Below are 11,989 nucleotides of genomic sequence, written 5' to 3' on the forward strand. Positions count from 1 at the left end.
AATACCTATCAGTCTCAGAATATGGTTAACCTATCACAAATAAATGTTAGTTAGTTTGGTTTGTTTGAAAGTGTTTTGCAGCCGAAAGAATAAAGGAACTATGCTATACTAGCCATACGATTATTAATTGATGATGTTTGAAAAGATTGGCGATCACAGCAATGCCAAAAATGTATGAAGCGAAATAATAAAGATGGTCCAACCGAGAGGAGCTTTATAAATGGGAAAAGGGATTTTGCATTATGACGTTGGAGAACAAGTTGAAGTACACCTACTAATCAAAACGTCCACTAAAGGAATTGCAAGCAATGGTAAAGCTTTTTTAACTTTAATTTTACAAGACACATCAGGGGAAATAGAAGCAAAGCTTTGGGATGCATCACAGGATGATGAAGTCCTGTATTCCCCGCAAAGCATAGTCAAAGTATTAGGAGATATTCATCATTATCGTGGACGAAATCAGTTGAAAATTCGCAAGATCCGTCCGAAGCATGACGAAGAGCACATTGAGATTTCAGATCTTCTCGAAACTGCACCTATAGCAAAAGAAGTGATGAATGAGAAGATTACACAATACATTTTTGAGATGAAAAACTCAAATATCCAACGTATTACAAGATATTTGTTGAAAAAGCACGGTGCTGCTTTTATTGAATATCCAGCAGCGACAAAAAACCACCACGAGTTTGTATCTGGTTTAGCCTATCATGTTGTTTCTATGCTTGATTTGGCAAAATCAATTGCTGCTTTATATCCTAGTCTAGATACGGATCTTCTTTATGCTGGAGTTATTCTACATGATTTAGGAAAGGTTACTGAATTGTCTGGACCAGTTAGCACAACTTATACAGTTGAAGGAAACCTTATAGGTCATATATCCATTATGGTAAATGAAATTGCTAAAGCAGCTGAACACCTTCAAATCGAAGGGGAAGAAGTAGTAGTCCTACAGCACCTCGTTTTAAGTCATCATGGAAAGGCTGAATGGGGTAGTCCAAAACCACCTATGATCAAAGAAGCAGAAATTTTACATTATATTGATAATCTTGATGCAAAAATGAATATGATGGATCGTGCCCTTGAACGAGTTAAGCCAGGAGAATACACAGAAAGAGTATTTGCTCTTGATAACCGTTCCTTTTATAAGCCAACATTTCATAAATAAATAGGCATAAAATCGCTATTTCGTTCATATTCTCCTACAAAAGAGCTTGTTCAAGTGTACAAGTCTTTAAAAGGGGAGGAAGTATAATGTTCGTTATGCCGTGGTGGATTTATTTATGTATTATAGGGATTCTTGTAAGTGGATATATGGCATTTAAAACAGCACGACAAGATAAACAAATTGATGATACGTTCATTGAGCAGGAGGGTCAAGTGTATCTTGACCGTATTGAAAAGGAACGTCAGAAAAAAAGAGATCTATTAACACAGCAACCGGAGCTACAAGACGATCAAACAGCAAGCTAAGATATTGCTACAAACAAAGGCTCTCGTCAAAATGACGAGAGCCTTTAATTATTAGAATTATTCTTTTGTTTCTTCTTCTTTTTCTTCTTCTTTTTCTGCTGGTTCTTCTGCTTCTGCTGCTTTAAAAGTATCCTTTAAATCTTCATCCTTCACTTCTACATTTGATTCTTCAATTGCTTTGTCTAAAGCATTTTGAATTGTATCAGGTTGTTGGATTTTTTGGTTGCGTACTTCTTCTTTTAAGGATTCTTTCATTTCTTCAAGTGGTTTCACTGTTTCTGTTACTTTGATGATGTGGAAACCATAATCTGACTTAACAGGTGCACTTACTTCACCTTCTTTTAATTTAAAGGCTGCATCCTGGAATTCTTGAACCATTGCACCTTCACCAAACCATCCAAGATCTCCACCGTTTTGAGCTGAACCAGGATCTGTAGAATATTCTTTTGCAAGATCTTCAAATGATTCACCCGCATCTAATTTTTCCTTCACTTCTTTTGCCGTTGCTTCATCTGCAACTAAAATATGGCTTGCTCTAATTTGACCTTCCAGTGTATCGTAGTAAGCCTTAATATCTTCATCTGTAACTTCGGCTTCAGCTTCAGCTGCTTTCTTTCTAAGCAGATCCACTTTGACCATTTGTTTTACAACATCTTCACCTTGAGTTTGGACAACACTTTCAAATTGAGCACCGTATTGTGTTTTTAAGTTATCAAATTCAGTTTGAACTTCTTCATCCGTTACTTCATATTTTTCACTTAATACTTTTTCATGAACGAGCTCTGTTAACACATCTGCACCGAAACGAGCCTTCATTGCATCGTAGAATTCGTCCTTCGTAATATTACCAGCTTTTGTTTCTACAACAACTTCAGAGTCAGCATTATTGTTGCAAGCACTTAGTGCAAGTATGCTAGTTGCTGCTGCTAATACAATTGCGATCTTTTTCATCTTTACTACAACTCCTAGTTATGAAATTTAAACAGTATCTAGCTTGCTATGTATTTTAGATAGTACAAGAAATACTATACCATAATGTGACAAGTTCAAAAAGTTTTTTCAGATTAGGAATTCCATGGGAGAATGGTTACCATTATGTATCTTCTCCAAATAAGAAGAAAGCTAAAATCATTCATAAAGAAAACTCATTAGCTGTGGCTTTGTATATGAAAATTTATTAGTACTATTGAAAGAATAACTTGTTACAAAGCATACCTAAAGAAAAAAATAAGCTAATTCCTCAAATCTGGGCAAACGTCCAAACAAAAAGCCTGAATTTATATAGGATATAAGTGTAAAGAGAAAAGGAGGTAATTAGTTATGAGCTTTGGTTATTCAAATAGCTTTGCTTTAATCGTTGTGCTGTTCATTTTGTTAATCATCGTTGGAGCTTCTTACCTTTAATAAAATGAGATGACCTTGATTGTATGTTCAAGACATAAATCATAGGCAACCATCCAACCATTATGAACAAATATGACCTTTATGATAAAGAAAAAGATAAGGGAGGTACTTGTTATGAGCTTTGGATTTTCAAATAACTTTGCTTTGATTGTTGTACTGTTCATTCTGCTAATCATCATTAAAATTTCTTATCTTTAATCGACACTAATGAGATGTCTAAAATAGACACTAGAATAAAAAAATGAAGAAATTGGGCAAACGTCCAATCACCTCAAGTCAAATGACCATAGAATAAAGTATAAAAGATAAAGGAGGATTCATTATGAGCTTTGGTTTTTCAAATAACTTTGCTTTGATTGTTGTACTGTTCATTCTGTTAATCATCATTGGAGCTTCTTATCTTTAAATCTTACAATGTCTTTATGACATTAAGAAAAATATGAAGGAATTGGGCAACAGTCCAATCACATTAGAACAAATGACCATATGATATAGGGAAAGAGATAAAGGAGGTAATTAATTATGAGCCACGGTTTTACAGGAAACTTTGCTTTGATTGTAGTATTGTTCATCCTATTAATTATTATTGGAGCTTCTTACCTTTAATAAAGTCATATAAAGAAAGATTATTTGTATCACCTTGAAAAGGGGGTGTAATAATGAGCGGTGCATATACAGGTGGATTCGCGTTAATCGTTGTATTGTTCATCTTGTTAATCATTGTTGGTGCAGCATGGTTATAAGATAAACATTAAGAAAAGCTAACAGGGTGTCCCTGTTAGCTTTTTAACTTTTAGATATGTATGATTTTTGTATTTTTCCATTATGAAATTACGAGTTCTCGAGGAAAATAAAGACATGCGTTTTTAAGACACTCATACATAACGATTACAAGAATGGAGCATGAGATCATTTTAACCGAGGCTACTAAGAAGATAAAACATATGAATTAGGTATACAGAATTTCAATATATGAAGAGATTAACAAAATGGTAATAAGAACATTTATTGTTCTAAAAACTTTTGTTTGGCGGTCTTCAGGAATCTCGCGAACTAAGCATAAAGCATTTGTAAGCTTGTTTATATAAAACAAGATAAAGACTGCAAACAAGATAAAGAAGATTATCATTTTGAGATCCCCCTTCCCTCATTATACATATTAGATTACCAGACTATTGGAGAAAAAGATAGCATTGACAACTATTACATTTCAAATATATGTAAAGATAACACTGCAAAGGCAAGCCTTAGTAGAAATTACAGACCCATAGTTGCTCTTATTTTATTTCTAAGTTAAAGCTTTATAACAAATAAAAAAGTGACAAGCCAGAGCTAATCACTTTTTCTATTTATTTTGAACAAGAATTTCGTAACCATCCTCAAATTCTTCGATAAAACATAGCTTAGGAGCAAAGAGTAGATGTTTTAAAAGGAGAAAATCCGGAACACAAAGTCCAATATGAAATGCCATTGCAATGCTAAAATAATGCATGTAGGTAGGCAAATATATACTCCCAAGTATAAAAAGAATGGAGCAAGTGACAAAAGGTGTTAGAAGTGAAGCAATCATTTCATTTTTTTTCATTCCCTGACATGCTTTTAATTGAATGGTGGGGAATAAATGAAAAAGTTTAATCTTTACTGAAACTCTGCAGCCACAAAGAATTAAAGGAATAATGTGGAGCAGTTTATGAAAAGGAATCATGCTAATTAATAACAGGATAAACATTGAGAAATGCCCGTCTTTGAGATGTACTTTTGAATAAAGAAGATTAATAGGTAAGTAGGTTAAAATAAACGAAAGAATCATCGTTAATAAAGATATTAATATGATCCTGTATAGTCCAATATCTTTTGTAAGATTGATGGTTTTCCAGCAGCTCATCGTCTCACCGTCCACATTTGTTAAAACTAAGTACTACCATACTGTACGACGGTGCAAAGAAAAAATCAATATGGAATTTGGAATTGGATCCTTTTTAGATAAAAAGGATCAATTTAGATGTTGGTTCATACTTGTTGTTTCATTTTCAATAACAAAAGTATTCGTTAAAACTTTCTTAAAATTCGTTAATACTATAAAATAAAGGACAATAATGTACGAGAAAGAGGGTAACAAATGGATTCTATAGAGAAGCGTTTGGAGACATTGGAATATTATCAAACGTTATTCATTAAAATGCTTGATCCGGAAAAATTTCCTTTTTATCATATGGTGATGAGTAAAGGATTATCGAAGGAAGAAATTGAAGAAATACATACCATTTGCCATGAGCTTAGTGAAAACCATAATGAACAAAAAGCGCAAGGGTTAGTGATCTTTACAGACCTCCTTACGCAATTTGCCGGCCAATTAAATGCAAAGCTGGATTTATATGAAACAATCCGTGCTTTGCATAAGCAAAAATTATACAGACCTCTTATGGATGATTTTTTGGAATTAATGTAGTGATCGTTCATTAAGTTGATGAAATTAATTGTTCAGACTTAGACTCTTTTTCTTTTCCTTGGGTATCATTGAATGCATCCTCTATGCTGTGGAATGACTGTTCAAAGATTTCCATAAAGTCTTCGCCATAGATGTTACGAATAATACACATCATTTCCATCATTTCTGGAAACTTCCCATATAAATTTTGAAGTGGTAAAGCACCTTTTAATACAGAGTTTCTGTCTGGACTAAAGTCTTCTAAAAGCTTTGAAAGTATTTCCTCGCCTTGTTTTGTAAGTTTAATATACGTGTTACGCTTGTCATTAGCTTTTTTGGAAAACTCTAAGTAACCTCTTTCCTCAAGTTTCTTTGAGAAGTTAAAGGCAGTAGATACATGCATAACTCCGAATTTAGCAATCTCTGAAATTGAAGCTCCGTTTAAATGATCGGCAATCCATAAAATATGGTGCTCGTTAATATTTAAATCGTATGGCTTTATCCATTGTTGCCAATCCTTTTCAATTGTTTTCCATAGTGCTTTACTAAGCTGTGCAACGCGTTGACTAAATAACAAGGCTTCTTTTACTGTAAATTCCCTTTCATTATTATGTTTCATCAGCCGTCACCCCTGATCTCCCTATTATTATTCTCTATTATGCCAATAAAATAAAGATTAATAAAGATATAAATTTACAAAATTTTTAAAAATTTTTGTAAACCCTTTAATATCAATGGTTTAAGAACAAAAAAAGTGTGAAGACAATGCTTGTCCATCACACTTTTCGATGAAATAGAAAAATAATTCATATCCTAAGAGGATATATTTTACTTTAAGGTTTGTTCAAGTTGTTTTATTCTGAGGTCAATTTCTTCAATTTCTTTCATCAAGTCATTTTTATGTGGTTCAATTTCTTGCTGAAATTGTTCTACTGTTTTTTTAAAGTCAGAAGATACCTCTTTTACGACTACTGAGCCATCTTTTACCGTTTTTAAAACTTGTTCTTTCAATGCTTTGCTTTCATTTTTCAGCTGGTGTAAAAGATCTTCGAGTTGCTTTCGATTTAAGTTTAATTGTCCGCGTAATTCTTTTCCTGAAGAAGGAGTTGAAAGTAATGTGGCAATGCTGCCGATCACTCCTCCAACAACGAGACCAAATAGTAAAGAATTTTTATTTGCCATTCATATCCCTCCATATTTTATGTAGATAATTAAAACACTCGTACAACCTCTTATCAACATACCCAAAGGTGTCTTCATTAAACATTATACATAGTTACATAAAAGTTAGCATAAATATTTAAAAAGTCCTTCTTTACTTCCTACTATTGTCCACTTCGGTTCGCGCTTCGATGGACAGGTTTTCGTACATTTAGGCTCTTTTTAAGATTTTGCCTCAGGGTAGGCAAAACACAATAAGATCTCACCAAGCCGGCAATTTCAAAAATGCATCAAGATTGAAGGGAGGATGAGCATGTCAGGTGTTATCTTTTTATTTTTTGTCATAAGCTTATTACTATTTATTGGTGCTTTTCATTATTTTAAACTTCTACAACAATCAACATCTTATCCACCTAAAAAGGTAGTGAAACAAAAGGTGTCTGTACTTGCTACTGGAGGAGTCATCATGCTGTTAATTGGTGTTATTTTAATGTTTTTTAATCAGTAATGGAGATCCGGGTGAAAGATGACTTAGATCTGCGTACTTAAAATAATGAAAGAAAAACCCCAATCAAATGTGATCGGGGTTTTTCTTTATACGTTATTAAGCAACTGTTAAGTTTTTTGAGCGTTTGAAAATACTTTGAACAATTGGCAGGATAATAATCATGGCTGCTCCATTAAATAAAGTGGCAGGAAGAACAACAGTTAGAAATAATGTTGTAAATGCGACACCACCTGGTAGTCCAACAATTAATAAGGCGGCAGTTAAAAAGATTGTTCCTGAAACAATTGTACCAATAACAGCGAGTACAGTAGCTGTGGCAACTTTATTGGCAATTTTCTTTACGATTAAGAATAAGCCGTAAAATACAAATGCTGTAATGATTTTGTCAATGATATTTGGTAGAAATCCACCAGGGAATGTTGATGTTAACGCAGATAAAAATCCAGTTACGATACCGAGTAAAGTAACATTTTTCATACTTGGAAACATAATGATTCCGATAAACATCATCAATAAAATCATGTCAGGCTTCATTCCATTATAGAATGGAGGCATCACCATATGCAAAATGTAGCCCCAATTGCCGCAAATAAAGATAAAATAACTAATACTCTCGTGTTCATTTTCTCATCTCTCCTCTTCTAATCTCATAAACTAATCTCCCCAATAGTGAACTCATTTCCTATTGCGAGAGCTTATCGTTATTATAGCAACAATTACTTATTCCGTACAGGTTTTTTCTTTGAGTGTTAATACCAAAAAAAGGGGCTGTCCTCCAAACAAGGAACAAACCCCTTACATCTTATTAACTGTTTTGATTTTTAAATTCTGTCATGAATTTAGCTAATGCTTCACATGCTTCCTTAGGAACAGCATTGTAAGTTGAAGCACGGCATCCACCTACTGAGCGGTGACCTGCAAGGCCGATAAATTGACGCTCTTTTGCTTCTTGAAGGAATTTTTTTGTAAGTTCCTCGTTCTGAAGTGTGAAGGTAATATTCATTAAAGAACGGCTGTTTTTTTCAGCATGTCCTTTGTAAAATCCATTACTTTCATCAATTGCAGAGTAGATGTAGCCAGCTTTTTCTTCATTTATTTTTTGAATCTGTTTCACTCCACCTTGTTCTTTTACCCACTCAAGTACTAAGGAAAGCATGTAAATAGCAAAAGTAGGGGGTGTGTTATATAATGAATTATTTTTAGAGTGAGTTGAATATTTTAAGATCGTTGGAACATCTTCTTTTGCTGTTTCTAGAAACTCTTTCTTCACAATAACAACAGTTACACCAGATGGTCCAAGGTTTTTCTGAGCTCCTGCGTAAATAAGATCAAATTTCTCTACATCAATTTCAGTACAAAGAATATCGCTAGACATATCAGCGATTAAAGGAATAGGCTTTGTGGATATTCCTTCCACTGAGTACCAAAAATTGTATTGTTTGATGTGATGTGAAGGTAAGCACCATTTTCAACATCATTTAATGAGTAATTTGTTGGGATGTGTGTGTAATTGTCTTCCTTACTAGAAGCTAAAATACGAGTTTCGCCAAATGTTTTTGCTTCTTTTAGCGCTTTTTCTGACCATGAGCCAGTTGTAATAAAATGACCTGTTTGACCTGATTTTAGGAAGTTCATTGGAATCATAGTGAACTGTAGGCTTGCTCCACCTTGTAGGAAAAGGACTTCGTAATTGTCAGGAATTCCTAGAAGCTCTCTTAATAATGAATTTGCACGATTATGCACTTCTTCATAGTCTTTACTTCGGTGACTTAGCTCCATAACAGACATACCTGTGTTATTAAAATTTACTAACTCTTTTTGTGCGCGCTCTAGCACGGGTAATGGAATTGCCGCTGGTCCAGCATTAAAATTATATGCTCTCAATGTATTGCCCTCCTTGATATGAACGTAAAATAATACTCATATCCTATCATGAATAGAAGGAAATGTAGACTGAAAATTTTCATCTTTGTGAATGTTGGTGCAGAAAACGTTTACATTTTATTCAAAAAACATTTCTTAATGACTTAGGGTTTGATAAACTCTAAAATAGTAAAGAAGTTTGGGTTGAAAATCACATTCTATTCTTGAATGGAAGTTTATATTTGTATAAACATTTCCAAATAGAGTAAGAGTAACTGCATACAAAAAGGAGGTTTTCATGACTCTAAGAAAAAAGCTACTAATTGCTTCAATTAGTATAATTTCTTTATTTATGTTCATTATCGTTCTATTGGTTGGAATAATCACGAGTCGAATTCATCATATATATGAGCAAGAGCAGGTTACAACGCAAATTAACCAAACACGTAACTTATTAAATAATGAATTAAAATCACTGGATCGTTTGAATTTGGATTATGCTGCATGGGATGACACCATTTCTTTTATTGAAGATAAAAACGATTTTTATATTCAATCGAATCTTACCTCTGAGACATTTCTACAAAACAATATTGATCATATGATCTTCATAAATAATAGGGGACAGATTGTTTATGTTAGTCAAATGGATTCTGAAGGAAAACTTATTAAAAATTATATTGATAGCAATTGGATAGATATATATAAACTTAAAAAAGTTCTTCATTCAACAGAAAAAATAAACGGCTTAATTAAAACTCCTGACGGAATCATGCTATTATCCGCTCACCCGATTTTAAACAGTCAATATGAAGGGCCTTCAAATGGAACACTTATTTTTACTAGAAAATTAGATCAAAAACTTGTTAGTGAATTAGGCAATATCATAGAGCTTGATCTTTCTTTTTTTCAAGATTCACCTAAGAAATTGTCAAAACAAGAGGTGAAGCAATTAGAAAATGAAAATTTATATATTGACGAGGTAAGTGATACTACAATAGCTGGCTACAGTGTTCTAACGGATCTGAAAGGTGATCCACTTTCGTATATTGAAGTGAAAAGCGAACGAACCATTTATAAAAATGGCAGGATGTTAATTCTACTGAATCTCCTTTCCTTTTTAGTCTTAGTCACAATCATTTGTACTGTACTTTATTTTACTTTTGATAAGATATTCGTTTCGCGAATCTTATCGTTAAAGCGAAGCATTGCAAACATTCGTTCATACGACAATAATGGAAATAGCGTTGGTAGTCACGGTGATGATGAGATTGGCCACTTAGCCATGCAAATAAACGATATGCTTGCAACACTTGAAAAGTATAATAACAAATGGAAGAAAAGAGCAAATTTTGATTCCCTTACTAATCTCCCTAACAGAGGATATCTAACAAAAAAAATGAACGATTTAATTTCAGCAGAAGAAGAATTTGCTGTATTTTTTATGGATTTAGATGGTTTTAAGGAAGTTAATGATTCTTATGGTCATGAAACAGGTGATATTTTACTGCAACTTGTAGCTGAACGCCTTAAACATATCGTTCGTGAGGTAGATACAGTATCTAGGCTTGGTGGAGACGAATTCGTTTTGCTTGTAGATATGAAGAGGGACAAAGAGCAATTAAGAATATTAGCTGACAGAGTGATTAAGAAACTAAATGAGCCTTATAAAATCAATAAGATTATGATCACTGTATCAGCAAGTGTTGGGATTGCGCAATCGCCCAAACATGGGACAGACTATCATTCACTTATTAAGGTGGCAGATGAAGCCATGTATATTGCAAAGAAGGCAGGAAAAAACAATTTTCATTTATTGTCTTGAAAAAATAAAAGGGCCGTCATGGCCCTTTTATTTAATTCCTTCTTTAATTGTGGTAGCAATTTCTTGGAGATCTTCTGGTGTATATTGATCTGCATGTGACTTCCATACAGCACCAAATCCGTCTCCCTTACCGTATCTTGGCAGGATATGCATATGATAATGAAAAACAGATTGTCCGGCCTTTTCTCCATTATTGTTAAGTAAATTTAGGCCATCAGGCTGGAATTGTTCTTTTATGGAGTTGGCAATTTGGGGAACAACCTCAAATAATTTACTCGCAATTTCGGGTGTTAATTCATAAATGTTTTCTCTATGTACTTTTGGAACAACAAGTGTATGTCCTTTCGTTACCTGACTTATGTCTAAAAAGGCAATAACATGTTCATTTTCAAATACTTTTGCACTCGGAATTTCTCCCTTAACAATTTTACAAAAAATACAGTCACTCATACTTTTCACTTCCTTAAAAAAAATAGTTATTCAACAGCTTTCAACATTATTTGTAAAGTAAGTATGTTATGTTTAACTACTAGTTATGAAACAACTATATTTTACCATAAGAGAAAAGAAAAAGAACAGAGTGAAGCGAATGTTCACCCTGTTCCCGAGGAAGGAAAAAAACTCATGTTATGGGAAAATGTCTTTGATAAACACCTCATTTAACATTTAGATTTAAATGCTATCTGATGTGTGAAGTCCATTGTTCAATGCAATCATCCCCTTGTTACTAAATAAACGTTCTAACATTTCGGAAACTGTATTTTGACAAACACCTCATTTATAAAATGATGCTATACAGAGCGTTTATTTAAGAAAATAGCGGCCCGTAGACACCTCATTTCGTGAGAGTTCAATCATCAATGGGTAAAAACAATATAATTGTCTTTGACAAACACCTCATTTAACATTTATTTAAATGCTATCTGATGTGTGATGACCATTGTTCAATACAATCATCCCCTTGTTAGTTGTTTATATAACATAACAAAAAGTGGAATTGTCTTTGACAAACACCTCATTTACAAAATGATGTTACATGCAGGCATCTAATTCAACAGAATAGCGGCCCGTAAACACCTCATTTCGCGAGTGTTTTTCAATGGTAAAGCAATGATCCCTTGAGTTAAAAGAAATTGTCTGGGACAAACACCTCATTTAAAGGTTTTGTTTTTAACAATTAACCCTTCCTCACTAATTATGATGTCCCAGAAAACCAAGATTATGCGAAAAAGTTTTCTAAGTTTAGGCAAGTGATTTTAAATTTTGATACTATAAAAAGAAGGCAGTGAAAAAACTCTACAATTTTTACTGCTAAATTTAAATCAACAAA

At 33.4% G+C, this 11,989-nt stretch carries 17 protein-coding genes and 2 pseudogenes; 10 read left to right on the forward strand and 9 right to left on the reverse strand.

Going from position 1 to position 11,989, the window contains the following annotated elements:
• The first annotated feature begins 220 nt into the window (after positions 1 to 220).
• A complete protein-coding gene (yhaM, locus tag MVE64_RS17380) occupies positions 221 to 1,165 on the forward strand; it encodes a 3'-5' exoribonuclease YhaM (RefSeq protein WP_247339855.1) in 945 nt (314 codons plus the stop codon).
• An 86-nt stretch (positions 1,166 to 1,251) separates the two neighbouring features.
• Positions 1,252 to 1,470, forward strand: coding sequence for a sporulation YhaL family protein (locus MVE64_RS17385; RefSeq protein ID WP_098795285.1), 219 nt, complete (start codon positions 1,252 to 1,254; stop codon positions 1,468 to 1,470).
• 57 nt (positions 1,471 to 1,527) lie between these two features.
• Here the strand turns inward: MVE64_RS17385 and MVE64_RS17390 are convergent, their stop codons facing one another.
• Positions 1,528 to 2,421, reverse strand: a complete 894-nt coding sequence (locus MVE64_RS17390) for a peptidylprolyl isomerase (RefSeq protein WP_247339857.1) — start codon at positions 2,419 to 2,421, stop codon at positions 1,528 to 1,530.
• A 369-nt stretch (positions 2,422 to 2,790) separates the two neighbouring features.
• On the opposite strand from MVE64_RS17390, the gene MVE64_RS17395 reads away from it, so the two are divergent.
• On the forward strand, positions 2,791 to 2,874 hold the full coding sequence (locus MVE64_RS17395) for a YjcZ family sporulation protein (RefSeq protein WP_098795287.1): 84 nt from the start codon (positions 2,791 to 2,793) through the stop codon (positions 2,872 to 2,874).
• Here MVE64_RS17395 and MVE64_RS17400 read toward each other — a convergent pair.
• Positions 2,871 to 3,038, reverse strand: a complete 168-nt coding sequence (locus MVE64_RS17400; protein WP_247347258.1) for a hypothetical protein — start codon at positions 3,036 to 3,038, stop codon at positions 2,871 to 2,873. The genes MVE64_RS17395 and MVE64_RS17400 overlap by 4 nt on opposite strands.
• Between MVE64_RS17400 and yjcZ the strand changes: the two genes are divergently transcribed.
• The 4 genes from yjcZ (at position 3,019) to MVE64_RS17420 (ending at position 3,617) form a co-directional block, all read left to right on the forward strand.
• Positions 3,019 to 3,072: a sporulation protein YjcZ gene (gene yjcZ / locus MVE64_RS17405; protein ID WP_247347128.1), complete on the forward strand. Its 54-nt coding sequence runs from the start codon at positions 3,019 to 3,021 to the stop codon at positions 3,070 to 3,072. The two genes, MVE64_RS17400 and yjcZ, sit on opposite strands and share 20 nt — an antisense overlap.
• Positions 3,073 to 3,196: 124 nt before the next feature.
• On the forward strand, positions 3,197 to 3,280 hold the full coding sequence (locus MVE64_RS17410; RefSeq protein ID WP_098795289.1) for a YjcZ family sporulation protein: 84 nt from the start codon (positions 3,197 to 3,199) through the stop codon (positions 3,278 to 3,280).
• Between the two features lie 116 nt (positions 3,281 to 3,396).
• A complete protein-coding gene (locus MVE64_RS17415) occupies positions 3,397 to 3,480 on the forward strand; it encodes a YjcZ family sporulation protein (RefSeq protein ID WP_098795290.1) in 84 nt (27 codons plus the stop codon).
• A gap of 53 nt (positions 3,481 to 3,533) precedes the next feature.
• Entirely contained in the window at positions 3,534 to 3,617 is an 84-nt protein-coding gene (locus MVE64_RS17420; protein WP_098795291.1) for a YjcZ family sporulation protein, read from the forward strand.
• A 206-nt stretch (positions 3,618 to 3,823) separates the two neighbouring features.
• Here MVE64_RS17420 and MVE64_RS17425 read toward each other — a convergent pair whose 3' ends face one another.
• Together MVE64_RS17425 and MVE64_RS17430 are read right to left on the reverse strand one after the other, a co-directional pair.
• Positions 3,824 to 4,003: a hypothetical protein gene (locus tag MVE64_RS17425; protein WP_098795292.1), complete on the reverse strand. Its 180-nt coding sequence runs from the start codon at positions 4,001 to 4,003 to the stop codon at positions 3,824 to 3,826.
• 216 nt (positions 4,004 to 4,219) lie between these two features.
• Positions 4,220 to 4,759 carry a DUF3267 domain-containing protein gene (locus tag MVE64_RS17430; protein WP_247339859.1) on the reverse strand — a complete coding sequence of 180 codons (540 nt, stop codon included), beginning with the start codon at positions 4,757 to 4,759 and terminating at the stop codon, positions 4,220 to 4,222.
• 234 nt (positions 4,760 to 4,993) lie between these two features.
• Between MVE64_RS17430 and MVE64_RS17435 the strand changes: the two genes are divergently transcribed.
• Positions 4,994 to 5,323: a DUF1878 family protein gene (locus MVE64_RS17435; protein ID WP_247339860.1), complete on the forward strand. Its 330-nt coding sequence runs from the start codon at positions 4,994 to 4,996 to the stop codon at positions 5,321 to 5,323.
• Between the two features lie 10 nt (positions 5,324 to 5,333).
• Here the strand turns inward: MVE64_RS17435 and MVE64_RS17440 are convergent, their stop codons facing one another.
• Together MVE64_RS17440 and MVE64_RS17445 are read right to left on the reverse strand one after the other, a co-directional pair.
• The gene (locus MVE64_RS17440; protein WP_247339862.1) at positions 5,334 to 5,921 is read right to left on the reverse strand and encodes an HTH-type transcriptional regulator Hpr; all 588 of its coding nucleotides are present in this window, start codon (positions 5,919 to 5,921) and stop codon (positions 5,334 to 5,336) included.
• Between the two features lie 209 nt (positions 5,922 to 6,130).
• Positions 6,131 to 6,484 (reverse strand): YtxH domain-containing protein, encoded by a 354-nt coding sequence (locus MVE64_RS17445; protein ID WP_247339864.1) that lies wholly within the window; start codon positions 6,482 to 6,484, stop codon positions 6,131 to 6,133.
• A gap of 292 nt (positions 6,485 to 6,776) precedes the next feature.
• On the opposite strand from MVE64_RS17445, the gene yhzF reads away from it, so the two are divergent.
• The gene (yhzF, locus tag MVE64_RS17450; RefSeq protein ID WP_098795297.1) at positions 6,777 to 6,971 is read left to right on the forward strand and encodes a membrane protein YhzF; all 195 of its coding nucleotides are present in this window, start codon (positions 6,777 to 6,779) and stop codon (positions 6,969 to 6,971) included.
• Positions 6,972 to 7,067: 96 nt separating this feature from the next.
• Here yhzF and MVE64_RS17455 read toward each other — a convergent pair.
• Both MVE64_RS17455 and serC read right to left on the reverse strand, forming a co-directional pair.
• Positions 7,068 to 7,594: pseudogene (locus MVE64_RS17455) on the reverse strand (tryptophan transporter).
• A 182-nt stretch (positions 7,595 to 7,776) separates the two neighbouring features.
• A pseudogene (gene serC / locus MVE64_RS17460) lies at positions 7,777 to 8,855 on the reverse strand (3-phosphoserine/phosphohydroxythreonine transaminase).
• A gap of 277 nt (positions 8,856 to 9,132) precedes the next feature.
• Here serC and MVE64_RS17465 point away from each other — a divergent pair.
• Complete coding sequence (locus MVE64_RS17465) at positions 9,133 to 10,659, forward strand: sensor domain-containing diguanylate cyclase (protein ID WP_247339872.1); 1,527 nt, start codon at positions 9,133 to 9,135, stop codon at positions 10,657 to 10,659.
• A gap of 27 nt (positions 10,660 to 10,686) precedes the next feature.
• Here the strand turns inward: MVE64_RS17465 and MVE64_RS17470 are convergent, their stop codons facing one another.
• Positions 10,687 to 11,109, reverse strand: a complete 423-nt coding sequence (locus MVE64_RS17470; RefSeq protein ID WP_098795301.1) for an HIT family protein — start codon at positions 11,107 to 11,109, stop codon at positions 10,687 to 10,689.
• Between the last annotated feature and the right edge of the window lie 880 nt (positions 11,110 to 11,989).

This window comes from Metabacillus endolithicus, assembly GCF_023078335.1.
GTDB lineage: Bacteria > Bacillota > Bacilli > Bacillales > Bacillaceae > Metabacillus > Metabacillus endolithicus.

Coding starts and splice junctions, on each gene's coding strand:
- yhaM (WP_247339855.1), top strand. CDS start 221: ATGGGAAAAGGGATTTTGCATTATGACGTTGGAGAACAAGTTGAAGTA.
- MVE64_RS17385 (WP_098795285.1), top strand. CDS start 1,252: ATGTTCGTTATGCCGTGGTGGATTTATTTATGTATTATAGGGATTCTT.
- MVE64_RS17390 (WP_247339857.1), bottom strand. CDS start 2,421: ATGAAAAAGATCGCAATTGTATTAGCAGCAGCAACTAGCATACTTGCA.
- MVE64_RS17395 (WP_098795287.1), top strand. CDS start 2,791: ATGAGCTTTGGTTATTCAAATAGCTTTGCTTTAATCGTTGTGCTGTTC.
- MVE64_RS17400 (WP_247347258.1), bottom strand. CDS start 3,038: ATGAACAGTACAACAATCAAAGCAAAGTTATTTGAAAATCCAAAGCTC.
- MVE64_RS17410 (WP_098795289.1), top strand. CDS start 3,197: ATGAGCTTTGGTTTTTCAAATAACTTTGCTTTGATTGTTGTACTGTTC.
- MVE64_RS17415 (WP_098795290.1), top strand. CDS start 3,397: ATGAGCCACGGTTTTACAGGAAACTTTGCTTTGATTGTAGTATTGTTC.
- MVE64_RS17420 (WP_098795291.1), top strand. CDS start 3,534: ATGAGCGGTGCATATACAGGTGGATTCGCGTTAATCGTTGTATTGTTC.
- MVE64_RS17425 (WP_098795292.1), bottom strand. CDS start 4,003: ATGATAATCTTCTTTATCTTGTTTGCAGTCTTTATCTTGTTTTATATA.
- MVE64_RS17430 (WP_247339859.1), bottom strand. CDS start 4,759: ATGAGCTGCTGGAAAACCATCAATCTTACAAAAGATATTGGACTATAC.
- MVE64_RS17435 (WP_247339860.1), top strand. CDS start 4,994: ATGGATTCTATAGAGAAGCGTTTGGAGACATTGGAATATTATCAAACG.
- MVE64_RS17440 (WP_247339862.1), bottom strand. CDS start 5,921: ATGAAACATAATAATGAAAGGGAATTTACAGTAAAAGAAGCCTTGTTA.
- MVE64_RS17445 (WP_247339864.1), bottom strand. CDS start 6,484: ATGGCAAATAAAAATTCTTTACTATTTGGTCTCGTTGTTGGAGGAGTG.
- yhzF (WP_098795297.1), top strand. CDS start 6,777: ATGTCAGGTGTTATCTTTTTATTTTTTGTCATAAGCTTATTACTATTT.
- MVE64_RS17465 (WP_247339872.1), top strand. CDS start 9,133: ATGACTCTAAGAAAAAAGCTACTAATTGCTTCAATTAGTATAATTTCT.
- MVE64_RS17470 (WP_098795301.1), bottom strand. CDS start 11,109: ATGAGTGACTGTATTTTTTGTAAAATTGTTAAGGGAGAAATTCCGAGT.